Source organism: Rhodococcus wratislaviensis (genome assembly GCF_900455735.1).
Taxonomy (GTDB): Bacteria; Actinomycetota; Actinomycetes; order Mycobacteriales; family Mycobacteriaceae; genus Rhodococcus_F; species Rhodococcus_F wratislaviensis.
This window is the reverse complement of sequence record NZ_UAUI01000011.1, coordinates 38,228-62,869: the sequence shown is the minus strand read 5'-3', so window position 1 is coordinate 62,869 and position 24,642 is coordinate 38,228. Positions and strand designations below refer to the sequence as shown.

The following is a 24,642-nucleotide window of genomic DNA, read 5'->3' as shown; positions in this document are numbered from 1 at the left end:
GCTCGAATCCCAGAAGAGCGACCTCGGCAGCGTGTTTCCGCGCAGACCTGCCGTGTGCCCGGGGTAGCGCCATCATGCTCGCAGATGGCGCATCGGTGGCAACGCTGGCTGTGACCTGCTCCTCTTCGGGGAGCGTGGTGCTCGGGTTCAGTAAGCCCCGAAAGCATCGGTCCGGCGACTTTGGCCGAGCTATTGACCTCGGGGAAGCGAGAACGTAGAACTATCTTATAGCAAAGATACTTTGTGCTGAGTGTTCTTGCGCCGGCATCCGTAGTCCTTTCGAATGGAAAGATCCACATGAAAAAGAGCGGCTGTGCCCATGTGGCGGCGGAGGGCGGCGGCACCGTGACTGCCGTACCCGTGCGCGGTGATGCGACCCCCGAGCAGGACGCCGCAGACAGCAGGCGCGCGTCGTGTGACGGCGTGGCCACCGTCCTGTTCCTGACCGACTGGTCGGGCGCCTACGACCACGTTGATGACGGAGATCCGATCGTCGTCCGTGACCATCTTCGGGGCCGGACTCGGCGTAGGTTCGACTACACCGGATTCTGTTCGGTAGCCGTCCGCACCTCACTCGATGTCGTCTCCGTGGCCGTCGAGCGGCGCGCCCTGCCCTCGCGACGAGGGGTGAACCAGCAGATGCCCAGAACCACACGCCGCAGCACGACACCCGCGCTCGGTGGCCACGTCAGACCGCGTCTCGCACTCGTGCGGGGAGCCCGCTGATGCGCACCCAGGCCCTCGGCGCCGGGTTGGTGGCTCAGACCCAATTCGCGATGGCCCCTTTCCGGCTCCATCGCCCCACCACCATCGAGGACGCCCTGGCGATCGTGTCCGAACATCCGGATGCCGTCATCGCCGCCGGCTGCTCGGATCTGGTCGCCCAGATCCGTGAGGGCTGTGCCCCAAACACGTTGGTGTCGCTGCAGAAGGTCGATGCGCTACGCGCAATCAGACACGAGGCCGGCGTACTTCATATCGGCCCGATGGTGACCCACCACATGGGTGCGACGGACGAGATCGTCGCCGCCGCGATCCCGAACCTCGCGGCGGCATGGGCATCGATCGCCACGGTCCGGATCCGCTACACCGCGACCGTCGGCGGAAACCTGATGGCGCGGCGGTACCGCTACGAGATGCCGCTGCTTCTCGGGGCGCTCGACGCGGACCTGATCTACGACGCCGGCGCGCTCTCCCGCCCGGTCGCGTCGTTGTGGGCGGACAGCGGAACCGCTCAGCGCAGCGTGTTGACCGACATAACCGTACGAACGGACGACCTCGTCTGGTTCGGATATGAGCGTTCGATGCGTCCGACGGCGACAGTGGCGCTTGCGGTGCGGCGCAGCCCCGACGGCACCCTGCAGGTGCGCGCGCAATCGGGCTCCGAGTACCGCCACGGATTCGCTCTGACGGCCGACACCGGCGCCAGCGAACTCGATCCGCTCGAGGTGAGTGCGCAGCTTGCCCAGCAGCTACCGGACGAGTGTGCCGATTACACCGGCTCGGCGGAGTACCGCCGGCACCTGGTGCGTGTGTTGACGCGCCGCCTGCTCACCGCGGCGTGTGCTCAGCTGAAGGGAAAGACAACGAGATGACCGAGTACCCCGATCGCGAGACCGATCGATCCGCTGCCGCGGACGGAGAACTCGACACCTGCATCGAGTTCGCCCTGAACGGCGTCAAGCAGACCGTGCGCGTCGCCGCCAACGCCATCCTGCTCGACGTCCTGCGCAACAACCACGGCTGCAACGGCGTTCGCGGTTCCTGTGAGCGCGGGGTCTGTGGAGCGTGCACCGTGCTCGTGGACGATCTGCCCGTCGCCTCCTGTTCGACGTTTGCGTTCAGCGTCGACGGCGCATCGGTCGAGACAGTGGAAGGGTTGGCCGCGCCCGACGGCGCGCTGTCCCCTCAGCAACGTGCATTCTCCGAGTGCGGGGGTTTCCAGTGCGGCTTCTGCACGTCCGGGATGTTGATGCTCACCACCGGGCTGCTGCGTCAGGACCCACAACCCGATCGCGGCACCATCCGCGAATGGATCAGTTCCAACACCTGTCGCTGTACCGGATACGAGATGATCCTCGAATCGGTCGAGCGCGCTGCCGAACTGACCGGTGAGACGAACGGGGAATCCGCGTGAGAGCGACACCCGAGTCCTTCACTCACGACGTCCACTCCGACGCCGCGAGCGCCGGATACACCGTGTATTCGCTGCCGACCGCCTCTCCGGACAAGCGGGTCACCGGACGCGATCTGCCGCGCGCAGACGCCGCGGTCAAGGTGACCGGCAAAGCGGTTTACAACACCGACATCGTGCGACCGGGCATGCTGCACGCGAAGGTGCTGCGTAGTCCGCACGCGCACGCTCGAATCGTGTCCATCGACGCGAGCGCCGCCCAGGCACTGGACGGCGTCACCGCGGTGCTCACGCGCAACGAAACCGACGGCCTGGCGTGTTACGGCACCATGGTCAAGGACCAACCGGTCGTCGCGACGGACGCCGTCCGTTATGTCGGCGATATCGTCGCCGCCGTCGCTGCGGTCGATGAGCGCACGGCCCTGGCTGCACTGGACCTCATTCAGGTCGAATACGAGATCCTGCCCGCGATATTCGACGTCGACGAGGCCCTCGATCCGTCGTCGCCGACAATCCATCCGCTCGAGCCGCGCGGCGGTCTGCCCCCGTACCGGAACGGCGCGTCGGCGTCGCTCCGCAGCGACCACAACGTCAGCTACGAATTCCGGTACAGCACTGGATCATCCGAGGTGTGGGAGGAGTGCGACCACATCTTCGAGGACACCTTCCTCTTCTCCCGGATGAACCACATGCATCTCGAACCGTTCGTCACGGTCGCGGAGGCAACCGACGAACAGATCGAGGTCTGGACGGCGACACAGAGCCCGTTCAACCTCCGCCAGGAACTCGGGCACGTATTCAACCTCCCCGAAAACCGGATCCGGGTGCACGTCGCCCTGCTCGGTGGAGCGTTCGGCGCGAAGAACGGCCCGAAGGCCGACCCGGTCGCCATCCGCCTGTCCCAGCTCAGCGGCGGGCGGCCGGTGCGGTTCTGCATGAGCACCGAAGAGGGCTTCCTCACCGTGTCGCAGCACGCGGCGAAGCTGATCGTCAAGGCCGGCGTCAAGGCGGACGGCACCTTCATCGCCCGCCAATCCACGGTGCTCCTCGACAGCGGAGCGTACGCCGAACACAGTCCGGCGGTGGCCGAGAAGGCCGGCTACCGGATGCCGGGCGCGTACCGCTGGCAGCACATCGACACCGTCTGCAAGGCCGTCACCACGAACACTGTGCCCGCCGGCGCCATGCGCGGCTTCGGGGCCACCCAGACCACGTGGGCCGGCGAACGTCAGATCGACCTCATCGCGCAGCGACTCGGCATCGATCCCTACGCACTGCGGTTGAAAAACCTCAAAAAGCTCGGCGAAGAATTCGTCCCCGGGGATGCGGGGATCGACTCCGACCTCGCCGAGGGAATGCGTCTGGTCGCGGACGCTATCGGCTACCACTCCAGGGATCGCAGCGGAAACCGAGGCATGGGGGTATGCGTCGGGCTCAAGGACAGCGGCGGCGGCAACAAGCCCGCGATGGCGCGGGTCAAGGTGACCGCCAACGGCGACGTCTTCCTCAATTGCGCGCTCACCGAAATGGGCCAGGGCGGGCACTCCGCGATGTCCCAGATCGTCGCCGACGTCCTGCGCACCAGCCGCGACCGCGTCGCGTACACGGGCATCGACACCGACCACACCCCCTTCGATCAGGGCACCAACGCCTCGTCCGGAGTGGTGGTGATGGGACAGGCCGTCCGCAACGCCGCGGAGAACCTGCGTAGCCAAGTGCTCGCGTGGGCCGGTGAACAATTCACCCTCGACCCGGCCACCGCTGTGCTCGACAACTGGACAGTGCGCACCCCCACGGGCGAGGTATATCCGCTGTTCGAACGGATCATGGAGTTCTTCGGCCACACCGGGTTCGAATTTTCTGCCGACGGCTACTACAAGGTCCGCAACGACGCCGACGCGCCCTTGGCCGCCCGATGTGTCTTTTACGAGATCGGGTGGGCGGCCGCCGAGGTCGAAGTCGACCCGGAGACCGGAAAGGTCACGGTCCTACAGCTCGCGGTCAGCGGTGACGCGGGCAAGGTGATCAACAAGATCGGCTGCCGCGGACAGGACGAAGGCGCCGCCGTGCTGGGACTCGCGCAGGCACTGTTCGAGGAAATGCGCTACGAGAACGGTGAACTCCTCAACGCAGAGGCACTGCTGTACCGCGTCGCACTCGCGGAGGACCTCCCCGAGCGGTTCGTCTCGATCACCCAGGAGCAGGGACACGGCGCCGGCCCCTTCGGCGCCAAAGGCATGGGGGAGGGCGGCATGCTCCCCATCGCCCCGGCTATTGCCCAGGCCATCGCCGACGCGGTCGGTGCCCAGCTTACCGAGTTGCCGATGACACCAGAGCGCGTCTTTCGTGCACTCTCAACCGGCGGCGTGCCCGGTCTCCCGCCGTTGTCGCACGCCTGAATGCAACCGGACCTCAGACCACCGGTCGTCGGCACAGACGCCGACGACCGGAACGTCGACAGGAGCAGGACCCGACGGCGGCATCCTCACGTGCAACGTCGCTGTTCCTGGTGAGCTGCCGTTTCGTCCACTTCGGCGAACGGCCCGCCTTCCTACCGAGAGGCAGCAGCGGCACCAACCACGCCCATTGCACGTCGGCAACATCCGCCCGCCCCGGCACCGCGACGCTGGGCACGAGGTCTCCGATATTCAGGCTTTTCTTGGTCGCTGAACCCACCGGTGCGAGCGGATCGAATTCGGTCATCGCACGCCCCATCCCGGTCGGCGTCACCCCACCGGTGGCCGGCTCGAGTCGTCCCGTCGTCGGCGGACAGTGATCCCAGCGTATCCCCGCACAGACACCGGGGGTACCGATCGCGGTGGGTGTTCCGCTCGCTTACTCGGAGAGGAACTCGGCTACGAGCTTGCCGAACCAGGCCGCTGAGGAGGAGTCGGTGCGGACCGTCGCATCCGCGGAACGTCGGTAACGGATCGCGCGTGCACGGATTCGAGCGGTCGACGCTCACCGCGGCGGAATCGACGGCTGTGCTTTCGCCGGTCCCCTTCAGTCATGCCACCCCACACACCGTACGGTTCGCCCGACACGAGCGCATAATCGCGGCACTGCGCGAGCACGGGGCAGGGCTGACAAATCTGCCGCGCCTGCGTTTCACGCCGGTTGCGGGCGTGGCCGCGTTCATCGTCAGGCGAGAAGAACACTGCGAGTTCGGCGCCGCGGCACGCGGCACGCGTCCACCAGTCACCGGAGTGGAGTGCCGCGTCGATCTCCCGCCCACGCGGAACCACCGCGTTCCGCACGAACGCCCGGGTGTGGTCCAGGACGTCGCGACAGTCGTCGTCGTCCAGCTGGGTGCTCGGATCACGGGTCACGATGGCGGTCACGCTTGTCTCCTGAAAATCGAAATATGGACTGCGGCCTGTGGTGGGTGCTTCCAGGATCGGTCAGCTACCCAGGTGTCGTGGTGTTCCAAAGCGGAACACAGGTGGGTTGGAACATGCTCTTACGTTTGATCCACACGCCGTGGCGGCCATCACAATGCCGCCCATCGGCTACCGAGGGTCACACAGCTCTCGGGCCACGCCCTGCCACCACCGAGTCTGTTTCAGGAGAAACACATGACAACTGCACCATCGTCGCCGCCCACGATGACGCCCCGTCGTGCGGCGACGGCCGCGCTCCTCGGCAGCGCACTGGAGTACTACGACTTCTTCGTGTACGGTGCCGCAGCCGCTCTGGTCTTCAACGTGCTGTTCTTTCCCTCCGGCAACCCCGCCGTCGCGCTCATCGCATCATTCGCGACATTCGCTGTGGGGTACGTGGCCCGACCTGTCGGCGCGGTGGTGATGGGACACTTCGGCGATCGACTCGGCCGTAAACGCGTCATGCTGGCCACAGTCGTGATGATGGGCGTCGCATCCTTTGCCATCGGGTGTCTTCCGACATACGAACAGGTGGGCCTCTTCGCCCCGGTACTCCTGGTCGCCCTCCGCGTCGTTCAAGGATTCTCCGCGGGATCGGAATCGGCGGGAGCGTCGACGTTGACCGTGGAACATTCCCCGGTCGGGCGCCGGGGATTCTTCACCAGTTTCGTCATGGTCGGCTACGCCGTCGGCTGCTCACTGGCCACCGTCGTGTTTCTCCCGGTCGCGATGCTGCCCCACGACGCGCTGTACACCTGGGGCTGGAGAATTCCCTTCTGGCTCAGCGCCGTAGTCGTCGTCATCACCTATTACGTGCGAAGCCATCTGGACGAAACTCCGGCGTTCACCGAAGCAAAAGAGGGAAGCCGGGTCCGGAAGCGCCCGCTGAACGACGTGATCAAGCATCACTGGCGCGACGTGATCCGGGTCGCCGGCGCATCCTTGATGGCGTCGATGCAAACCTTGTTCGCCGTGTTCAGCCTCTCGTACGCCACGTCGGTCGGGGTGGATCGGGGCGCCATGCTCGCCATCATTTCCGGGGCAATAGCGTTGTCGATCTTCGGGATCCCTGCAGTCGGCTACCTCTCCGACGTCATCGGCCGTAAGCGGACGATGCTGATCGGCGCTGCCGGCTGTGCGCTCACGGTCTTCGCGTACCTGTGGTCGATCTCGATAACGAATGTCTTGCTGATCGCGATCTTCGCGTTCGTCAACATGTCACTGTTCTTCAGTTGCTACAACGGCGTGTGGACGTCGTTCTTCGCCGAGCAATTCCCTGCGCCCGTTCGCTTCACGGGTATGGCCGTCAGCAACCAGATCGGTAACCTCCTTGCAGGATTCGCTCCGTTGATCGCGGCCCTGCTTCTCGGCTCGGGTCCGTCGGGCTGGCTTCCGGTTGCAATGTTCGGCGCGATTGCCACCGGAATCGCTGCGCTCGCGGTTATCGGAATGCGTGAGACGTCGAATACTCCCGCAGAATTGCTCGGCGGTCCGAGAAGCGCAGAAACGCTGGATCGATCGCACTCCGAAGACCGCGAGCGATCCGCAGCCGCCACGACGATTTAGTCCTTTCGAGGACAATGAACAGACCCCGGACACATTGTCTGGGGTCTGTTCAGTCATGGCGCCGCTTAGTCCCGAGATCACGGTCCGGGGGCGATCATTCGTTCGTCGGCATCAATTTTCAGGGCCCGCATCTTGCGGTACAGGGTGGTGCGGCCGATACCGAGAATCTTGGCGGCGCGAGCCTTGTTGCCGTCGGCTTCGCGCAGGGCGCCCTCGATCGTCTCGCGCTCTGCCTGCTCGTAGCGGCTCAGCGACGACCAGGCCGTCTGCCGCATGGGGGCGGGCAGGTCTTTGGTCTGAATGAGGCCGCTGCGAACCGGGTACGGGAAGGCGGTGAGGAGCCGGCTCAGCTCGGCGACGTTGCCGGGCCAACGCCAGGCCAGCAGACACTGGAGCGCGGCGGGGGAGAAGCGTAGCGCCGGCGCGCCTGGGAAGAGCTCGGCAGCGACCGCGCGCACGATGTCGGGCAGCTCGTCGCGCAGTTCTGTGAGGGCGGGGACGCGTACCACCGGCGGATCGGCGTCTGCTCCGTCTTCGTTTGCATCGCCGGCGCGTTCGGTGAGGATGACACGGGCACCCGCGGGGGCTCCCGGGCGCGAGAGCCTCGCGAAGGCGCCGAGACGCGCACGCAGGTCGTCGGAGAGATCGCCTCCTCCCACCACGACGACGCCGCGGCCTTCCCGCAACGCGGCTTCCCCGCCGGCCCAGATCGCGTCATCCGCAGCGAGATCGCGGACGGCGACGACCTCGGGCTCTTGGCTGGTGTGCTGGCGCAGCCACCTCGAGGCCTGGTGGCGTTTGCCGGTGCCGGGGCCTCCGACGACGCGGATGAGCCCCTCGACGTCTGCGGAAGCTGTGAGCTGCCGTTGCACGTCGCTGTACGGAGTCGGCCGAGTCCGGTGGGACGCCACGCCGTCCACCGCAACGCCACCGGCGGGTGCGGCCGCACTGTCCTGGCTGTCGGCGACGGTCACCTGTCCGGCTGCGGCCTGCGACGTGAACTCCAGCGCGAAGATCGCGTCCTGGCCGGCGCGGCCGAGGCGCCGGACCATCGCCTCGGCTCCGAGTGTGGGCAACTCGACCTGAAGTTCGTCCTGATCCCAGCGGTGGCGGCGTAGCTTTTCCCACAGGTCGGCGTGGGACTCCGCGTCGAAGTGGGCGAGGGCGGGCAGATCCGTCATCACCGTTTCCGAATTCATGACCAGGACCGGGTGCCGGGACGACCGGAACAGGCGGTAGGTGCGCGCCAGCTCGAGGTCCCGGGAGTCGGCCATCAGCTCGAGCGCTTCGGCGATCTGATGTCCGGCCTGCCGCACCATCGCGACCATCAACGGGCTGGCGACGTCGATGTGGGAGGCGATGGAGAGTGAACCCACGATCCGCCCGGTGATGGGGTGCTTGATGGGAGCGCCCGCGCACGCCAGTTGAGCGAGGGCATCGTTGAAATGCTCGGTGCCTCGGACGAATACGATCCCACGTGACTCGATGGGGGTGCCCAGCCCGTTGGTGCCCAAGGACTGTTCGGAGAAGTCGAAACCTTCCACCGCGTTGGCCTGATCCAGTGCCCGCTCGTCCTGTGTGTCGACGATACGGCGCGAAACGATGCGACCGTCCTCGTCGGCGAGGAAGAGGGTCATCCGTGAGTCGGTGAGGTTGGTCTGCCACTGGTCCAGGATCCGGCCGGCGGCACGCAGGATGGCGCTGTCGGGGTCGATCTCCCCCAGAATGTGGGGTCCGACCCCGGGATCGACGCGATGTGAGACCGAGCGGCGCCAGCTCTGCTCGATCTCCTCGGCGACGAGGGACGCGGGAACGGAAGCCCGGACCAGCCCCTGCGTGATCAGCAGTTCGCGGGCACTCCGGACCTCGTCCTCGCGGCGTGACTTTTCCATCACAATCCCAGTGTCAAGCAGTCAGGACGATGCGTCCAGCAATGCCCCCGGCGGTGAGGTCGTCCAGGGCCCGGGAGACCTCTGCCGCGGACAGCGACCGTTCGACGACCGGGATGTTGGGCAGCTTTCCACTTCGCGCGATCCGCACCAGGTCCTGCAGCTGGGCGAGAGTACCGACGAAGCTGCCCTCGATGTGGATCATGCGCAGGGCCAGCAGTGCGGTCGGGATGGTGACTTCGCCGCCGAATAGTCCGACCTGGACCATGTGCCCCGCCTTGGCCAGGACCTCGAACGCCGACGTGGCAGTGACGCCGTTGTTGACGAAGTCGACGACGGCGCTCGCCGGTCCGCCGACCGCGCGTCGGATGTCCTTGGCGCCGCTGCCGGGCCCGGAGAGGACTGTGCTCGAGGCGCCCATGTTCCGGGCCAGGGCGAGGTTCCCCTCGGCGACATCGACCGCGCAGATGTTGCGGTGACCCCGGGCGCGGAGCAACGCGACGGCGGTGAGCCCGAGACCTCCCGCGCCGAACAGGACGACCGGCTCATCCGGTTCGAGGGGAAGGATCCTGTCGACGGCGCTGTAGGCGGTCAGACCCGAACAGGCCAGGGTGGCAGCCCAACTCGGGTCGATGCCCTCGATGTCGACGAGGTACTTCTCGTCGGGGACGAGAATGTATTCGGCGTAGCCACCGTGGCGGGCCACACCGAGATTTCTTCCTGCAGCACAACGGTTGTCGCTTCCTTCGCGGCAGTGGCGGCATTCGCCGCAGCCGATCCACGGGTAGATCAGCCGCACGTCGCCCGGGCGAACGGATTCGACGTCGTCACCGACCTGTTCGACGATGCCGACGACCTCGTGGCCGAGCACCATCGGGTACTCGATGCCGCGGTCTTTCATATTCATCATTCCGCGGCTGCCGAGGTCGTATCCACCCGCACGCAGGTGGGTGTCGGTGTGGCAGACGCCGGCCCGCGTCACTTTCAACAGGACCGTCCGGCCTTCGGGGCTCGGGGTCGGGATATCCAGGTCATGGATCGTGCTGTCGTCGGGAAGGACGGCGAATGCATGCATCGGGGGACTACCTCGTTCGGGGTGGGCTGTCAGGTGTCCCCTCATCATGTGCAGATATTCGAGGCCCACTGTGTTTCACATCGGAACACAGGGGGGTCGAAACATCCTTCTACGTTTGATCCAGGAGCCGTGGCGGCCATCACATCGGGGCGGCCGCGGCAGGTAGGACACAGAACACGGACGAGGCATCAATCCCTGGTCCGAAATCGAACCAAAGGCAACCATGACCACCAACATCTCCGAACAGTTCAGCGTCACTTCCGCCGATGCCGAGGGCCGGGACGTGCTGCGCGACCTCTACGCCGATTGGTCCCAGATCATGGCGGCGACGCCGGACCTGACCATGCGCCTGTTCCGTTCCATGTTCGACGAGTGGCACCAGCCGACCGTCGAGCCGGAGGGCGTGACGTACCGCGAGGACGCCGTCGGCGGAGTCCCGGGCATCTGGTGCCTGCCGGAGGCAGCGGCCACGTCCGAGGTGCTCCTGTACACACACGGCGGCGGATTCGCCGTCGGGTCGGCGTCCAGCCACCGCAAACTCGCCGCCCACGTCGCGAAGGCCCTCGGCGCCGTCAGCTTCGTGGTGGACTACCGCCGGGCCCCCGAGTTCCAGCACCCGGCGCAGGTCGAGGACGGGGTGGCCGCGTTCGATGCGCTCGTCGCCTCCGGCATCGCCCCGCACAACATCACCACCATCGGTGATTCGGCGGGCGGCAACCTCGCCATCGCCATCGCCCTGGCCTTGAAGGAACAGGGCAAGCGGGGCCCCGGCGGGGTCGTCGCCTTCTCCCCGTGGCTCGACATGGAGAACAAGGGCGAAACCCTCGTCACCAACAACGACACCGACGCGCTGATCACCCCGGAACTGCTCGAGGGCATGATCGCCGGCGTCCTCGGGGGCATCGTCGACCCGAAGACACCGCTGGCGAACCCGCTGCACGCCGACTTCACCGGTTTCCCGCGGCTGTACGTCACGGCCGGCAGCGTCGAGTCGCTCCTCGACAACGCCACCCGTCTGGAGGATCGCGCCACAGCAGCCGGTGTGGATGTCACCCTGTCCATCGGGGAGGGCCAGCAGCACGTCTACCCGTTCCTGGCCGGACGGTCCGCCCTCGTAGCCGAGGAGTTCGAGAAGCTCGCCGCCTGGCACCGCAAGTAACTACCTCGGCCCCTTCATCTTTCACCGCTTCCTTCCCTGCATCAGAACGACACAGGAGTTCGCCATGACTTCCCAGACCACACCCCACATCGTCGACGCCGTCGTCATCGGCGCCGGCTTCGGCGGCATCTACGCCGTCCACAAGCTGCACAACGAACTCGGCCTCACCACAGTGGGTTTCGACAACGCAGACGGTCCCGGCGGCACCTGGTACTGGAACCGCTACCCGGGCGCCCTCTCCGACACCGAGAGTCACGTCTATCGTTTCTCCTTCGACTCCGACCTGCTGCAGGACGGCACGTGGAAGCACACGTACATCACCCAGCCCGAGATCCTCGAATACCTCGAGGGCGTCGTCGACCGTTTCGACCTGCGCCGCCACTTCCGCTTCGGCACCGAGGTCACCTCTGCCGTCTACCTCGACGACGAGGCACTGTGGGAGGTCACCACCGACTCCGGCGCCGTCTACCGGGCCACCTATGTCGTCAACGCCGTCGGACTGCTCTCCGCCATCAATCTCCCGAACCTGCCCGGTCTGGACACCTTCGAGGGCGAAACCATCCACACCGCCGCCTGGCCCGAGGGCAAGGACCTCGCGGGCCGCCGCGTCGGCGTCATCGGCACCGGTTCCACCGGCCAGCAGGTCATCACGGCCCTCGCGCCGGAGGTCGAGCACCTGACCGTGTTCGTCCGGACCCCGCAGTACTCCGTCCCGGTCGGGAAGCGCCCCGTGACCACACAGCAGATCGACGCGGTCAAGGCCGATTACGACCGGATCTGGACACAGGTCAAGGATTCGTCGGTGGCCTTCGGCTTCGAGGAGAGCACCGTACCGGCGATGAGCGTCTCGGAGGAGGAGCGCCGCCGCATCTTCGAGGAAGCCTGGCAGCACGGCGGCGGTTTCCGCTTCATGTTCGCCACCTTCGGTGACATCGCCACCGACGAGGAAGCCAACGAGGCCGCAGCGTCCTTCATTCGTTCCAAGATCGCCGAGGTCATCGAGGACCCGGAGACGGCCCGCAAGCTGACGCCGACCGGCTTGTTCGCCCGCCGCCCGCTGTGCGACGACGGCTATTTCCAGGTCTTCAACCGGCCGAACGTGGAAGCCGTCGCCATCAGGGAGAACCCGATCCGCGAGGTCACCGCCAAGGGTGTGGTGACCGAGGACGGCGTCCTGCACGAACTGGATGTGCTCATCTTCGCCACCGGGTTCGACGCCGTCGACGGCAACTACCGGCGCATGGAGATCCGCGGTCGGGGCGGCCTGAACATCAACAATCACTGGGACGGGCAGCCGACCAGCTACCTCGGCATCTCCACGGCGAACTTCCCCAACTGGTTCATGGTCCTCGGACCCAACGGTCCGTTCACGAACCTGCCGCCGAGCATCGAGACGCAGGTCGAGTGGATCAGTGACACGATCGACTACGCCGAACGCAACGGACTGCGGGCGATCGAACCCACGCCGGAGGCCGAGGCCGAATGGACCGAGACATGCACCGAGATCGCCAACATGACGGTGTTCACCAAGGTCGACTCGTGGATCTTCGGCGCGAACGTCCCGGGCAAGAAGCCCAGCGTCCTGTTCTACCTGGGCGGGCTGGGCAACTACCGTGCCGTCCTGGCCGACGTCACCGCCGACGGATACCGCGGCTTCGAGTCGGCCGAGACGATCGCGGCCTGACACCCCTCATCACCACACAGGAGAACCCCATGGGTGTCTACACCACCATCGACCCGGTCACCGGGGAAGAGAACGCGCAGTACCCGGAGATCTCGGATGCGGAGCTGGACGCTCTCATCGGACACAGCACGGCCGCCTACCGCTCCTGGCGCACCACACCGCTGGAGCGGCGCCGCATCGTCCTCACCCGGGCCGCCGAGATCCACCGCGAGCAGGCCGACGAGCTGGCCAAGCTTCTCACCCTGGAAATGGGCAAGCCGATCGCCCAGGCCAGGGGTGAGGTGCAGTTGGTCGCCTCGATCTACCAGTACTACGCCGACCATGTCGAGGAGTACATGGCGGACGAGCCTCTCGACATCACAGGGTCCGGCACGGCCGTCGTCCGCACGGAGCCGATCGGCCCGCTCGTCGGGGTGATGCCGTGGAACTACCCCTACTACCAGGTGGCTCGTTTCGCGGCGCCGAACATTGCCCTCGGCAACACGATCATCGTCAAGCACGCGCGGAACTGCCCGCAGTCAGCCCTCGCCATCGAACGGGTCCTGACCGAGGCGGGGTTGCCCGCGGGTGTGTACCGCAATGCCTTCATTTCCTCGGTGCAGGTCGCGAATGCCGTTGCGGATCCGCGTGTCCAGGGTGTGTCGCTGACCGGATCCGAGAAGGCCGGGTCGGCTGTCGGCGAGGTCGCGGGCCGGCACATGAAGAAGTGCGTGCTGGAACTCGGCGGCTCGGACCCCTTCATCGTGCTCGACGACGCCGATGTGGACGCGGCGGCTGCCGCTGCCGTCGTCGGGCGGCTCGGCAACGGCGGGCAGGCGTGCACCGCGTCGAAGCGGTTCCTCGTCGATGAACGTGTGTACGAGGAGTTCGTCGGGAAATTCGTCGACGGGATGGCCGGCTGGCAGCCCGGCGACCCGACCAGCCCCGACACGAAGCTCGGACCGATGGCATCGAACGCGGGTGTCGAGGAACTGGACGAGCTTGTCCAAGAGGCGATCTCCCGTGGGGCCGACGTCCTGTTGGGCGGTCACCGGCCGGACGGGGTCGGCGCGTACTACCCGCCCACCGTGCTGGCAGGTGTCACGCGTGAGATGCGCGCGTTCAGCGAGGAGCTGTTCGGCCCGGTGGCGGTCGTGCACCGCGTCGGATCGATCGACGAGGCAATCGACCTGGCCAACGACTCCCAGTTCGGCCTCTCGCCCAGCGTGTTCACCTCGGACCCGGACAAGGCCGACCGCATCGCCGAGGAACTCGAGACCGGCATGGTCTGGATCAACGGCATCAGCAAGAGTTCCCCGGACCTGCCGTTCGGCGGTGTCAAGGGGTCCGGCGTCGGCCGCGAGCTGGCCCGATATGGGTTCAACGAGTTCGCCAACAAGAAGCTGGTACGAAACCCATAGGTACAGAGATAGTTACACCACCGGGTGTCACCGCCCGGTGGTGTAGCGCAAACCCTTCTCCGACAAGCTGATGAGGAATACCCACATGGCCACAGATCGCTATCAGCGCGGCCTCGACCGCATGATGGAGCTCGTCTCCCCCGAGCACACCAATACCTTCGACCATGTCAAGCTCGTCGAGTCGTACCAGAGTCTGGACGCGGATCTGTCCGACTACATCGTCTCCTTCGCCTTCGGAGACATCTACTCCCGGACCGGCCTGACCCAGCAGGAGCAGACGATGGTGACCATCTCCACACTGGTCGCCCTGGGCACCGAGCCCCAGTTGAAGTTGCACATCAACACCGGCTTCAACGTGGGCCTGACCAAGGAGAAGATCGTCGGTGCTCTGATCCACTGCATCCCCTATGTCGGGTTCCCGCGCGTGCTCAACGGCCTGACCCTCGTCAAGCAGGTCATGGCAGAGCGGGGTCTCGTCCCGGAGTCCCCCACGGTCTGAGCCGAATTGCCATGCCGGTCCGGCATTCTCTTCCACACCTGCTCGCTCACACACTCGAGGAACGCTCATGCACTTGGTAATTGGACTCGGACCCATCGGCGGAAACATCGGCGCACATCTCGCCCAGCTGGGGCAGGAGGTGTACGGCTACGACTTCAACGCGGAACGCGTCCGCGAGTGGTCGGACGAGACCCAGTCACCGGCCGGAAGCGACCTCGCGGCACTCGACTGGCCGTCCATTGACAGCGTCCACGTCGCGGTGCGGCTGGCCGAACAGGTGTCGTCCGTGTTCGCGGCGCTCCAGGACCACACCGCGCGGCCGCTGACCGTCTTCGTCCACACCACGCTGGCACCGGAAGATGCCCGGAAGATCATGTCTTCGGCCCCGGACAACTGGCGCGTCTTCGAGGCCCCCGTGTCCGGCGGCCCCCAGGGTGCCCGTCAAGGCTCGATGACCATCTTCCTCGCCGGACCCGACGCCACCCCCGCCGAGGACCGGCTGCTGGCCGACATCTCCGGCCGCGTGTTCAGCATGGAGTCCTACGGTCAGCCGGCCCTGGTGAAGCTCCTCAACAATGCGCTGGCCACCTACAATCTGGCCGCCACCGCGCGGATGCTCACTCTCGCCGAGCATCTCGGCACGCCCGCCAAGGGCCTTTTCGACGTGATCGCCGTGTCAACCGGACAAAGCTGGATGAGTGACAACCTCGTCGACATCCAGTACGACCTGCTGCTCAAGGACGTCGGACTGCTCCGCGGCGAAATCGGTGCACTGCCCGCCGGAGGCCTCGACGACGACGTCGAGCAGGCCATCCTTCAGGCGCGTGCGCTGCTGAGTATCGACTAGGTTGCGCCCCCCGGGAAGAGATTCTTCACCGTCGCCCACCGCCACGACGGGTTCCAGCCCGATGCGCCCCGCGAATTCGATTCCGCTGCGGACATCATTGATCGGGGCACACGGCAACCGTGCCTCGGTGACGATGTCGAACCAGTCGGACGCGGGCTTGGCGGCCAGAAGTTCCTGCAGGATGGGGCGCAGTGTCGCACGGTTGTGGCTGCGGTCCGGCGGTGTCGCAAACGCGTCTGGCCCGGCCGTCCCGACGACGCGGCCCCGCAGGAGTAGAGCGGCCACGGCGACCGCGGCAATCCACAGAGTGGCAACGATATACGGCGTCACGTCGGCCAGGCGGTCCGCCACGTCGGCGACGATGTTGGGAAACCCTGCCCGATCGAATACCCATCCGACTGCTGCTGCCGCGGCGAGTACGGCCGCGGTTACCCGGACGGGATGGTAGATACGGGTCCGCGCGAGCACGATGAGCGGCGGCAGCACGACAGCGACGACGGCGAGTTGCATCAGCTCGATGCCGATATTGAAACCCAGCAGGCTGACTGCGAGTTGCCCACCGGTGAGATCGAGTTCGGTGAGCGTCGCCGAGAACGCGAGACCGTGGACGAGACCGAACATCCCCGCTATCAACGCTTCACGGCCGAAGAAGATCGGCACGATTGCGTGAACGGCAGCGACGAGAATGCTGATCGCAATGAGAACCTCGACGGTCTGCTGCGGAACCGGAAAGCCGATCGTGCCCAACGCGAGGGTGACCGAGTGGCCGACGGTGAACGCCAGCGTGATCGCAGCTATCTTGCGCACCGCCACTACAGGCCGCGCAGGACCACCCCATCGCCGGGCGGCGACGAGCAACGGAGCGGGTAGCAACAACGTGAGCAGGAACAGCTGGTGATCCGTTCCCTCCCGGATATGGGTGATACCGAGCGAGACCATACTGACGAATCCCTGCCAGGCGCTTCCGTCGTCGAGGCGCACTGTCAGTGGCGTGATGTCTCCGGTGACGGAGTCCACTCCGACAGTGCCGATCTCTCGCCCGGAATCTATTGTTCCCGTGGACCAGTCGGATCGTACGGTGACCATGACGACATGGGTGACCACGCGATGGATCACCGCGTCGTAGCCGAGATCGAACGAGCGTTCATCGGTGCCGGCAGGTGGAACAAGATGCGCCGTCGTCGTGAGCGTGTCATAGATTCCGGTACCGAGGTCCTCCGACGAACCCACGGTGGGTTCGTCGAACGTGACCGCCCACGGCCGGCCGTCCAGCGTGGTGGGCGCGAAATGGTCCTCGAGATAGTCCAGCAGTTCGCTCGAGTGCGCGTCGACGTCGCTCTGGCCTCCGGATCCGAGGTCGATCCCGCTTGCGGCCTCCAGGTCGCTCTGTGGAATCGTCAGTGCGGCAGTGATTTCCGACGCGTGAACGTCGAGCTCGATCGTGGTGGTCGGAAGAACGTGAGCCTGTGCGGTACCGCCGATCAGCCACACTCCGATCGATGAGAGCACCACCATCAACCCCGCAATCGACTTGCACAGCCGAGGGATGATCACTCCTGCGTTCCGCCGTAGTCCGTCGTCCGATCACGCCACACCGAGTGCGGGTGGTTCCCGGACAGCACGATGCCGTGCTGCATCGAGAACTCGATCCAGACCGACGGTCCGTCGATTCGCACGTAGTCGTTCTGCTCGGTCACGCCGGTGCTACCCGAGTACGAGACGTACGTCTGGTCCAGCTCGCTTTCGTACTTCGCCAAGATGGTCGCCGCGTCCGCGTCGTCGATGTCGTCGACGTAAGTGGCGATCGCGGCCATGACGAGTTGCTTCTGTTCCGGAGTGAACGTCGAGACCTGCACGCCTTCCTTGGTCGTCGGGAATGCCCAGTCGTTACCGGGTTTGAGCACCAGATCGCTGTACACGGAATCGAGTTTCGCTGTGGCCAACTCCTCGGTGGACAGTCCTGCGAGCAGCGCCGCAAACGAAGACTGCTCGTTGGCGAGAGGGGAATTGGACGTGCCGTTCTGCTCGAACGTGCCGAACGGTTCGACCCCGCGGAACGACGGGGTGGCACCGACGAGCGCGCCGTCGACGTAGGTGTTCGCGAACGCCAGATGGTGTCCTCCGAACTGCAATTCCCACGTCCCGGAATCGGACGGGGTGCCGAGGAAGGCGATGTAGTAGTTACCACGGCCGTAGTCGGTTCCGCCGCCGTTGGCCGCGAGATAGTCATCCGCGTTGAGCAGCTGTTGGATCTCGTCGTACCCGTCGCCCGCCGCCGAGCCGGTGACCGCCTGCAACAGGGTGTCGAGCGCGGCGATCTGAGTGTCGTCGAGCTCGCTCAGTTGCAGGCCGATCCGCCCCTGACCGCCCCGGAGCAGTGCCTGCGGCAGATTCGACCACTTCTGCGCATTCTCGAGCGAATACTCCTGTTGCAGTGACGCTTTCTGATCGTCGGTCAGAGTAGCCGCGAATGCCTCGGCGCCGGCGGCGACGCTGCCCGCGTCGGCGGTGGCCATAGTCGCTGCGACAGAACTCGAAGCGGAGCCGGGCGCCGGGGTGGTGGTGTCGCTGTCGGTCCCGCACGCAACGAGTGAGAGTCCGAGAAGCATCGTCATCGAGGACGCGACGATCAACTTCTTCGGCGAGGTGACACGGGAGTTCTGAGTTCGCATGGAAGGAGCGTAAGTAGACAGAATCCGGTCGACCCGTGAAGTCGCTGGCACTTTCCTGTGAACCGCCGGACGTTCACATCAACAGCATGCATGTTCCTATATGCACAATATGAGTTGGATTTATGTGAGTGGAGTCACTTCACTGGGTGCATGACCAGCACACCCGCGAGTTCCGATATCGACCTCTTCGCCGACGAGATCCTGATCGACCCCTACCCGACGTACGCCGAACTCCGCGATCTCGGCGCGGTGGTGCATCTGCCCGCCAACGATGTCTATGCCCTGACCCGATACGACGCCATCCGCGACGCTCTGGCCGACCCCGGCACGTTCTCGTCCCGGACGGTCGGCTTCAACCCCATGGTCAACGAGGCACTGCAAGGCACGTCCCTGGCCTCCGACCCGCCGATCCACACCGACTTGCGCGCGACTCTCACCGAGAACCTCTCCCCACGGGCGCTGCGGGGAATCAGGGACCAGATCCGGACCAAGGCCGATGCGCTGGTCGCGGACCTGGTCGACAGGGGATCGTTCGAGGCCATCGACGCGCTGGCCCGCGCCCTTCCGCTCGAGGTCGTCGCGGACCTGATCGGATTCACCGGCGAGGTGCGCGACAACATGCTGCGCTGGGGACAGGCCGCGATGGAGGTCATCGGCCCGATGAACCAGCGGACTGCGGAGAACTTCCCGATCGCAGGCGAACTCTACGGTTGGTGCACCGGGGTCCGGGCCGAGGATCTGGCGCCGGGATCGGTCGGTCGCGGCATCTTCGATGCCGAGGATCGGGGCGCCATTCCTCCCGGCACCGCCGGCCACATCATCCACCAGTACCTGGGCGCGGGAGTGGACACCACGATCGCCGCGCTCGGCAACATCGTCGCGCTCTTCTCGGCCTTCCCCGACCAATTCGACCTGGTCCGAAGGGATTCCGCCCTGGTTCCGGCAGCCTTCAACGAGATACTCCGATATTGGGCGCCGGTACATGCCTGGGGGCGCCTCGTCACCCGGGACGTCATCATCGACGGCACCGTGGTGCCGGCCGGATCCCAGGTGGCGATCCTCTTCGGTGCGGGCAACCGCGACCCACGGCACTACGAGAACCCGGACGACTTTCTGGTCGAACGGAACCCGGTCGACCATCTCTCCTTCGGCTACGGCCCGCACGGCTGCGCAGGCCAGGGCCTGGCCCGCTTGGAAGCCCACGCCGTCATCGGGGCACTCGCCGTCCACGCACAGCGTCTGGTGGCCGCCGAGCCGGTTCGGTTGCCCAGCAACATCACCCGCTCCATCGACACACTCGAGATCCTGAAGGTGGTCCCGGCATGAGAATCGTGATCGACCGGCCTCGGTGTGAGGGCCACGGACTGTGCGAAGAGATCGCCCCCGACCTGATGCATCTCGACGACGAGGGCGAACTGATCCTCGACGTCGAAGAGTTCCCCGAGGGGAGCCCTGAACTTGCTGACGCCGGCGCCGCTGTCCGGGTTTGCCCCGTGGCCGCCCTCAGACTCGCATGAAACTCACCGAAGCTCCCCGGCGAATTCTGGTCGTCGGCAACGGGATCGCCGGCCAGACCGCGTGCGACAGCCTCCGTGCCGCAGGTTTCGACGGCGACCTGACCATCGTGGGCGACGAACCCCGGGCGACGTACTCGCGACCCGCGCTTTCCAAGACGCTCCTGGTCGACGGCGGTTCCCACGAACTGGCGCCGCCCACGCACGAGGCCGCCGAGGTGCTCGGGGTGGCGGTAGTCGGCCTCGACGTCGAGTCCCGCCGCGTGTGTCTCGACGACGGTTCGGACCTGCCCTACGACGGACTGGTGATCGCCACCGGTTCCAGGGCCCGGCGTCTGGGTGGCGACGGCAGCGTTGAGCTGACCCTGCGCACCCTGGACGATGCCCTGGTTCTCCGGGAACGGCTGGCAGCCCGGCCGTCGGTGGTGGTCGTCGGAGCCGGCCCGCTGGGCATGGAGATCGCGTCCGCTGCCCTGTCGGCGGGATGCCGGGTCACGCTGGTGGCCGACGGCCGGCCGATGCTGTCGCATCTGGGGCCCTGCCTGTCCGACGCGTTCACCGCGGCCGCGGTCGCCCGGGGACTCACCATCGTCGCCGGCGCGGCCGCCGGGATCGACACTGCGCGTGGGCTGGTTCTGCGGGACGGATCACGGGTCGAAGGCGACGTGCTCGTCAGCGCGATCGGCGACATCCCCAACACGGGATGGCTGGCCACCAGTGGACTGATGACCGGCGGCCGCCTCGAAGCGGACTCGCGGGGACGAATCGGGCCCGGCATCGTCGCGGCCGGGGACGTCGCGGCCGTCCCGACGCGGACGGGAGTACGCCGGATTCCGCTGTGGAGCAGCGCCATCGAACAGGCCAAGGTCGCTGCCCTCGCACTACTGACCGGCGACGAGGCGCCGGAACTCGACTTCGATCCGTACTTCTGGACCGAGCAGTTCGGGTTGAACCTCAAGGCCACCGGTCATCTGCCGGCCGCCGGTGAACCGAAGTTCCTCCTCGGCGACAGCCCGCGCGGTCCGTCGGTGATGCGCTGGACTCACGACGACGGTCACGGTGTCGCGGTCGCCGTCAACCACCGGATCCCGATCCCGAGACTGCGCCGTATGGCCTCGGCCGAGGCATGACGCCGACGCTTTCCAGAGGAGGACGCGTAACTTCGTGTGGATGAACCAACCCGGGGATCATTCGAGTGATCTCGGCCTGGAGCGGCTCGCCTCGGTCAACCTCAATCTGCTGGTGCCGTTGCTGGCGCTCCTCGAGGAGGGATCGGTCACCCGCGCCGCGGCCCGGGTGGGCATGTCCCAACCCGCGATGAGTCATGCCCTGGGACGGATGCGCCGAATGATCGGTGACGACCTGGTGACCCGGCAGGGCAGCGGCCTGGTGCTCACCCCGCGCGCCCTGGAACTCATCGCGCCACTGCGTGAAGTACTGCGGCAGACCGCCCAGGTGGTGAACTTTCCGGGCTTCGACCCGGCCCACGACAGCCGCACCATCACTGTGGCGATGACCACCAGCACCGCATTCGTCGTCGGGCCCGCTTTGGCTCGACTGATCGCCGAGCGGGCACCGAATGCGACCCTCCGGGTGCGCAACTTCGTCGAGCCTCAGGCAAGCGACTTCACCGACGACGGGGTGGACGTCGTACTCCTGTCCGAGGCGTTCGCGTCGCCGCACCCGCGCGAGCGGCTGTACGAGAACCGCTGGGTGGTGATCGCCCATCCGGACAGCGATCCCGCGGCGTCTGCACTGGACCTGCTCACCTCGGTGCCCCACGTCACCTACGACTCCCGGCACCGGGTGGCGCCGTATGCAGCGTTGGACGCGCACGGCGTGCAGTACCGGATCGGGCAACTCGTCGCCGACCACCTGCTCATCCCGCATCTGGTGGCGACGGCCGGTGGGGTGGCGGTGCACACCCTGCGGGTCGCTGTCGCGATGCGCGAACGGGTGGACCTCCGGATCGAGGAGTTCCCCCTGCCGATCTCGCCGTTGAGGGTCGACATGGTGTGGAACCCGCGTCTGGCAGATGCGGCGTTCATCGGCTGGTTGCGGGAGATCCTCGTCGAAGCGACGACTTTCGAGGCTCAGTTGTCCGACGCGAGCAGGTGGCACCAGGAGTCGGTGAGTTCGTCGAGGCAGACCTCGCGGGGAATCCGCCAGCCGACCGAGAAGTAGCGGCGCGAGAGGTACTCGAGCTGGCCGAAGGCGAGCACGCACCGGACCTGGCGACGGTCCGGCGGGAAGCGCTTCGCCCGGTCCAGCCCGTCGGTCATCTGACCGACCGCGTCCTCGAACCACTGCTCGGTCTTGGCTGCGACGTCCGGCTCGTGTGCGGCCTGGAAGGACGCGGTGAGGTAGGGCTTGATCTCGTCCCATTGCGAGAACTTGCGGTCCAGCCACTCCCGGATCAGGTCGCGCGAGCCGGACGCGACCACCGCGGTCAGCGTCGGGTCGTCGGCCGTGGTGAGGATCGCGTCGACCTTCGTCAGGAGCGCGCTCATCACCTCGGCCTTCGACGAGAAGTGCAGGTAGAAGGTGGTCCGGGTCGAGCCGGCGGCGGTGGCGATGTCGTCGATCGTGGTCGCGGAGTAGCCCTTCCCGCCGAACAGCTCGAGCGCCTTCGCGAGGAAGAGCTCGTAGGTCATCTGCTTCTGAGCGGCACGGAGCGACATGGCCCGGATTCTATCCGCAGTACAGCCACGAATCCTCCTGACAAGTCACCTGTCTACCAATTCACTCACTTGACAGTCTGTAATGTTAATCCCTACCGTGATGCGCAGCACGTCATGCAGACATGACGCTCACGAAAGGAAGTGCCGATGACTGGCACCCAGACCGCCGAGAACAACACCGTCAACACCGTCCTCGGCCCCGTATCCGCCGGCGATCTGGGGATCGTCTCGGTTCACGAGGCACTGCTTTCCGTGGTTCCCGGCGCGGAGCATGCGTTCGACATCGCCATGGACCGCGCCGAAATCTTCGAGATCCTGGCGGCGAAGGTGACGGATTTCCGGGACCACGGCGGACGGACGATCGTCGACAGCACCGGCATGTTCCACGGTCGCGACGTGAGGCTGTACGAGGCACTCTCCCGCTCGACCGGCGTGCACATCGTGGCGTCGACGGGCATGGGCCCCGAAGAGATGCTCGGCGGCTATTTCCTTACGCCGCAGACCAACCCGCCTACACCGTGGCCCGCAGAGAAGTTCGCCGACCTCTTCACCAAAGAGATCACCGAGGGCATGGTGATCCCGCGTGTCGAGCGACGGGGTGCCGCGGGTCTGGTGACCACCACCGCGACTCGCGAAGGCATGACACCCACCGACGAGAGCCTGTTCCGTGGCGCTGCCCGGGCCGCGCTGCAGACCGGAGTCGCAGTCTCCCTCCGCTACGGGAAGGACGCGGCGGCGGACCTCGAGATCGTCGTGGACGAAAAGCTGCCGGCCCATCGCGTCGTCGTCGGCGGTCTCGACCGCAAGGATGCGGTGGCCGACGGCGCACCGCTCGAGATCGCCCGCCGCGACGCGTACGTCGCCCTGGACCACGTGGGATCGGAAGGCGGTTCCCACATCACCGACGACGAGCGCGCCGCCGTGGTGCGCGAACTGGTCGAGGCCGGCCACGGGAACCGAATCCTGCTCTCGAGCAATGCGATCGGAGTGGCCAAGGGTCAGCCCGAGTGCGACGTGCCGTTCAGCTACATCCTGTCGACGTTCGTGCCCCTCCTCACCGCGCGGGGGCTCGGGTACGCGGACGTCCAGCGCATCCTCGTGGACAACCCCCGCGAACTGCTGTCGGTGCGCTGACCGCGCGAAATCCACCATCGAAGTGTCGTCTTTTCCGAAGGGGAGTGTTGTGTCGAGAGTCAATACAGTCCTGGGGCCGATCCCGACCGAGGAGTTGGGCATCGTCGCCATCCACGAGCACATCGGGTACGGCATGCCCGGCTCCGAGTTGGACACGAGGTGGTGGAAAACCCCCGAGGAGCGGTACGCGGAGACCGTCCCGAAGCTGCGCACGTTCCACGAGTACGGGGCCGGGACCTTCGTCGACGTCACCGGAATCTGCAACGGTCGTGACGTCGACTACTACAAGTCGCTGTCCGCGAAGACCGGCGTCCACATCGTCGCCTGCACCGGATTCGTCGGCGGCGACACCGCCCTGCCGTTCTTCGAGCGGGCGAGCGTGGACTACCTGACCCGGCAGTTCGTTCACGAGATCACCGTCGGCATCGGGAACACCGGCAGCCGCGCCGGCGTCATCAAGGTCGGGGTGAGCCGCGGTGGCCGAATGACAGAGCTGGACAAGCGAATCTACCGCGCCGCGGCTCGCGCCGCCCTGAGCACCGGTGTGCCGATCCTGACCCATCTGGCGATCGACGCCGAGAACGCCATCGCCATCTTCCACGACGAGGGCCTCCCGCTGGACCGCGTGCTGTTCGGACATGTCGACGACGGCGTGAACGCCGAGAAGACGCGCGACACCTGGATCGCCGAGCAGGGCGGTCGCGTCGGCTTCGACACGTTCGGGTACGAGACCGAACTCGAGGATCCGCCGTTCTGGGCCCGCCCCCGCAAGGAGCGCCTGGACCACTTCCTCCGGTTCCTCGGAGCCGGCCACCTGGACAGGGCGCTCGCCGGCGTCGATGCCAACTGCAGTCCGCTCGGGTGGCCGGGAGTCAAGGGCCACACCGTGAACTACCTCTTCGAGGACCTCATCCCCGACCTGCGGGAGGCCGGGATCGACGAGGCCACGATCACCCAGCTGTTCGTCGAGAACCCCGCCGACTTCTTGACCATCCAGAACTGACAAGG

21 protein-coding genes and 1 pseudogene are annotated in these 24,642 nt (G+C 66.3%); 16 read left to right on the top strand and 6 right to left on the bottom strand.

Annotated elements, in window-relative coordinates; translation table 11 throughout:
* Window positions 1-297 precede the first annotated feature (297 nt).
* Genes DTA22_RS14060 through DTA22_RS14045 form a run of 4 tightly spaced genes read left to right on the top strand, consistent with a single transcriptional unit; the run spans window position 298 to window position 4,533 of the window.
* A complete protein-coding gene (locus tag DTA22_RS14060) occupies window positions 298-726 on the top strand; it encodes a hypothetical protein (RefSeq protein ID WP_081792740.1) in 429 nt (142 codons plus the stop codon).
* A complete protein-coding gene (locus DTA22_RS14055) occupies window positions 726-1,595 on the top strand; it encodes an FAD binding domain-containing protein (protein WP_112299807.1) in 870 nt (289 codons plus the stop codon). Before DTA22_RS14060 ends, DTA22_RS14055 begins: the two co-directional genes overlap by 1 nt.
* Window positions 1,592-2,137 (top strand): (2Fe-2S)-binding protein, encoded by a 546-nt coding sequence (locus DTA22_RS14050; protein ID WP_037243015.1) that lies wholly within the window; start codon window positions 1,592-1,594, stop codon window positions 2,135-2,137. The genes DTA22_RS14055 and DTA22_RS14050 overlap by 4 nt, the downstream gene beginning before the upstream one ends.
* The gene (locus tag DTA22_RS14045; RefSeq protein ID WP_081792741.1) at window positions 2,134-4,533 is read left to right on the top strand and encodes a xanthine dehydrogenase family protein molybdopterin-binding subunit; all 2,400 of its coding nucleotides are present in this window, start codon (window positions 2,134-2,136) and stop codon (window positions 4,531-4,533) included. The genes DTA22_RS14050 and DTA22_RS14045 overlap by 4 nt, the downstream gene beginning before the upstream one ends.
* A gap of 456 nt (window positions 4,534-4,989) precedes the next feature.
* Here DTA22_RS14045 and DTA22_RS14035 read toward each other — a convergent pair whose 3' ends face one another.
* Window positions 4,990-5,391, bottom strand: a complete 402-nt coding sequence (locus DTA22_RS14035; RefSeq protein WP_112300337.1) for a WhiB family transcriptional regulator — start codon at window positions 5,389-5,391, stop codon at window positions 4,990-4,992.
* A 318-nt stretch (window positions 5,392-5,709) separates the two neighbouring features.
* Between DTA22_RS14035 and DTA22_RS14030 the strand changes: the two genes are divergently transcribed.
* On the top strand, window positions 5,710-7,080 hold the full coding sequence (locus tag DTA22_RS14030; RefSeq protein ID WP_245973428.1) for an MFS transporter: 1,371 nt from the start codon (window positions 5,710-5,712) through the stop codon (window positions 7,078-7,080).
* A gap of 77 nt (window positions 7,081-7,157) precedes the next feature.
* Here DTA22_RS14030 and DTA22_RS14025 read toward each other — a convergent pair whose 3' ends face one another.
* Together DTA22_RS14025 and DTA22_RS14020 are read right to left on the bottom strand one after the other, a co-directional pair.
* On the bottom strand, window positions 7,158-8,972 hold the full coding sequence (locus DTA22_RS14025) for a sigma-54-dependent Fis family transcriptional regulator (RefSeq protein WP_112299805.1): 1,815 nt from the start codon (window positions 8,970-8,972) through the stop codon (window positions 7,158-7,160).
* 13 nt (window positions 8,973-8,985) lie between these two features.
* Complete coding sequence (locus tag DTA22_RS14020) at window positions 8,986-10,044, bottom strand: alcohol dehydrogenase (protein WP_112299804.1); 1,059 nt, start codon at window positions 10,042-10,044, stop codon at window positions 8,986-8,988.
* 223 nt (window positions 10,045-10,267) lie between these two features.
* Here DTA22_RS14020 and DTA22_RS14015 point away from each other — a divergent pair, with 223 nt between their 5' ends.
* The 5 genes from DTA22_RS14015 to DTA22_RS13995 all read left to right on the top strand — a co-directional run bounded on the left by DTA22_RS14015 (window position 10,268) and on the right by DTA22_RS13995 (window position 15,633).
* Window positions 10,268-11,203, top strand: a complete 936-nt coding sequence (locus DTA22_RS14015; protein ID WP_112299803.1) for an alpha/beta hydrolase — start codon at window positions 10,268-10,270, stop codon at window positions 11,201-11,203.
* Between the two features lie 64 nt (window positions 11,204-11,267).
* Window positions 11,268-12,887 (top strand): flavin-containing monooxygenase, encoded by a 1,620-nt coding sequence (locus tag DTA22_RS14010; protein ID WP_112299802.1) that lies wholly within the window; start codon window positions 11,268-11,270, stop codon window positions 12,885-12,887.
* Between the two features lie 29 nt (window positions 12,888-12,916).
* A complete protein-coding gene (locus DTA22_RS14005; RefSeq protein WP_112299801.1) occupies window positions 12,917-14,287 on the top strand; it encodes an NAD-dependent succinate-semialdehyde dehydrogenase in 1,371 nt (456 codons plus the stop codon).
* An 85-nt stretch (window positions 14,288-14,372) separates the two neighbouring features.
* Window positions 14,373-14,786: a carboxymuconolactone decarboxylase family protein gene (locus DTA22_RS14000; protein WP_112299800.1), complete on the top strand. Its 414-nt coding sequence runs from the start codon at window positions 14,373-14,375 to the stop codon at window positions 14,784-14,786.
* Window positions 14,787-14,853: 67 nt separating this feature from the next.
* Window positions 14,854-15,633, top strand: a complete 780-nt coding sequence (locus tag DTA22_RS13995; RefSeq protein WP_112299799.1) for an NAD(P)-binding domain-containing protein — start codon at window positions 14,854-14,856, stop codon at window positions 15,631-15,633.
* 468 nt (window positions 15,634-16,101) lie between these two features.
* On the opposite strand, the pseudogene DTA22_RS36745 reads toward DTA22_RS13995, so the two are convergent.
* Together DTA22_RS36745 and DTA22_RS13985 are read right to left on the bottom strand one after the other, a co-directional pair.
* Window positions 16,102-16,572, bottom strand: a pseudogene (locus tag DTA22_RS36745) (HupE/UreJ family protein); the annotation flags it as partial.
* A 611-nt stretch (window positions 16,573-17,183) separates the two neighbouring features.
* Window positions 17,184-18,305, bottom strand: a complete 1,122-nt coding sequence (locus DTA22_RS13985; RefSeq protein ID WP_245973429.1) for a DUF3500 domain-containing protein — start codon at window positions 18,303-18,305, stop codon at window positions 17,184-17,186.
* Between the two features lie 150 nt (window positions 18,306-18,455).
* On the opposite strand from DTA22_RS13985, the gene DTA22_RS13980 reads away from it, so the two are divergent.
* Genes DTA22_RS13980 through DTA22_RS13965 form a run of 4 tightly spaced genes read left to right on the top strand, consistent with a single transcriptional unit; the run spans window position 18,456 to window position 22,003 of the window.
* Entirely contained in the window at window positions 18,456-19,631 is a 1,176-nt protein-coding gene (locus DTA22_RS13980; RefSeq protein WP_112299796.1) for a cytochrome P450, read from the top strand.
* Window positions 19,628-19,822, top strand: coding sequence for a ferredoxin (locus tag DTA22_RS13975; RefSeq protein ID WP_112299795.1), 195 nt, complete (start codon window positions 19,628-19,630; stop codon window positions 19,820-19,822). The genes DTA22_RS13980 and DTA22_RS13975 overlap by 4 nt, the downstream gene beginning before the upstream one ends.
* Window positions 19,819-20,949 carry an NAD(P)/FAD-dependent oxidoreductase gene (locus DTA22_RS13970; RefSeq protein WP_112299794.1) on the top strand — a complete coding sequence of 377 codons (1,131 nt, stop codon included), beginning with the start codon at window positions 19,819-19,821 and terminating at the stop codon, window positions 20,947-20,949. The genes DTA22_RS13975 and DTA22_RS13970 overlap by 4 nt, the downstream gene beginning before the upstream one ends.
* A gap of 40 nt (window positions 20,950-20,989) precedes the next feature.
* Entirely contained in the window at window positions 20,990-22,003 is a 1,014-nt protein-coding gene (locus DTA22_RS13965; protein ID WP_245973430.1) for a LysR family transcriptional regulator, read from the top strand.
* Here the strand turns inward: DTA22_RS13965 and DTA22_RS13960 are convergent.
* On the bottom strand, window positions 21,913-22,500 hold the full coding sequence (locus DTA22_RS13960; RefSeq protein WP_112299793.1) for a TetR/AcrR family transcriptional regulator: 588 nt from the start codon (window positions 22,498-22,500) through the stop codon (window positions 21,913-21,915). The two genes, DTA22_RS13965 and DTA22_RS13960, sit on opposite strands and share 91 nt — an antisense overlap.
* Window positions 22,501-22,647: 147 nt before the next feature.
* On the opposite strand from DTA22_RS13960, the gene DTA22_RS13955 reads away from it, so the two are divergent.
* Window positions 22,648-23,634, top strand: a complete 987-nt coding sequence (locus DTA22_RS13955) for a phosphotriesterase family protein (protein WP_112299792.1) — start codon at window positions 22,648-22,650, stop codon at window positions 23,632-23,634.
* A 49-nt stretch (window positions 23,635-23,683) separates the two neighbouring features.
* A complete protein-coding gene (locus DTA22_RS13950) occupies window positions 23,684-24,637 on the top strand; it encodes a phosphotriesterase family protein (protein WP_112299791.1) in 954 nt (317 codons plus the stop codon).
* Window positions 24,638-24,642: the final 5 nt, after the last annotated feature.

What these genes read in the sequence shown, in the direction of transcription:
- DTA22_RS14060 (WP_081792740.1), top strand. Translation starts at nt 298, where the DNA reads ATGAAAAAGAGCGGCTGTGCCCATGTGGCGGCGGAGGGCGGCGGCACC.
- DTA22_RS14055 (WP_112299807.1), top strand. Translation starts at nt 726, where the DNA reads ATGCGCACCCAGGCCCTCGGCGCCGGGTTGGTGGCTCAGACCCAATTC.
- DTA22_RS14050 (WP_037243015.1), top strand. Translation starts at nt 1,592, where the DNA reads ATGACCGAGTACCCCGATCGCGAGACCGATCGATCCGCTGCCGCGGAC.
- DTA22_RS14030 (WP_245973428.1), top strand. Translation starts at nt 5,710, where the DNA reads ATGACAACTGCACCATCGTCGCCGCCCACGATGACGCCCCGTCGTGCG.
- DTA22_RS14025 (WP_112299805.1), bottom strand. Translation starts at nt 8,972, where the DNA reads ATGGAAAAGTCACGCCGCGAGGACGAGGTCCGGAGTGCCCGCGAACTG.
- DTA22_RS14020 (WP_112299804.1), bottom strand. Translation starts at nt 10,044, where the DNA reads ATGCATGCATTCGCCGTCCTTCCCGACGACAGCACGATCCATGACCTG.
- DTA22_RS14015 (WP_112299803.1), top strand. Translation starts at nt 10,268, where the DNA reads ATGACCACCAACATCTCCGAACAGTTCAGCGTCACTTCCGCCGATGCC.
- DTA22_RS14010 (WP_112299802.1), top strand. Translation starts at nt 11,268, where the DNA reads ATGACTTCCCAGACCACACCCCACATCGTCGACGCCGTCGTCATCGGC.
- DTA22_RS14005 (WP_112299801.1), top strand. Translation starts at nt 12,917, where the DNA reads ATGGGTGTCTACACCACCATCGACCCGGTCACCGGGGAAGAGAACGCG.
- DTA22_RS14000 (WP_112299800.1), top strand. Translation starts at nt 14,373, where the DNA reads ATGGCCACAGATCGCTATCAGCGCGGCCTCGACCGCATGATGGAGCTC.
- DTA22_RS13995 (WP_112299799.1), top strand. Translation starts at nt 14,854, where the DNA reads ATGCACTTGGTAATTGGACTCGGACCCATCGGCGGAAACATCGGCGCA.
- DTA22_RS13985 (WP_245973429.1), bottom strand. Translation starts at nt 18,305, where the DNA reads ATGCGAACTCAGAACTCCCGTGTCACCTCGCCGAAGAAGTTGATCGTC.
- DTA22_RS13980 (WP_112299796.1), top strand. Translation starts at nt 18,456, where the DNA reads ATGACCAGCACACCCGCGAGTTCCGATATCGACCTCTTCGCCGACGAG.
- DTA22_RS13975 (WP_112299795.1), top strand. Translation starts at nt 19,628, where the DNA reads ATGAGAATCGTGATCGACCGGCCTCGGTGTGAGGGCCACGGACTGTGC.
- DTA22_RS13970 (WP_112299794.1), top strand. Translation starts at nt 19,819, where the DNA reads ATGAAACTCACCGAAGCTCCCCGGCGAATTCTGGTCGTCGGCAACGGG.
- DTA22_RS13965 (WP_245973430.1), top strand. Translation starts at nt 20,990, where the DNA reads ATGAACCAACCCGGGGATCATTCGAGTGATCTCGGCCTGGAGCGGCTC.
- DTA22_RS13960 (WP_112299793.1), bottom strand. Translation starts at nt 22,500, where the DNA reads ATGTCGCTCCGTGCCGCTCAGAAGCAGATGACCTACGAGCTCTTCCTC.
- DTA22_RS13955 (WP_112299792.1), top strand. Translation starts at nt 22,648, where the DNA reads ATGACTGGCACCCAGACCGCCGAGAACAACACCGTCAACACCGTCCTC.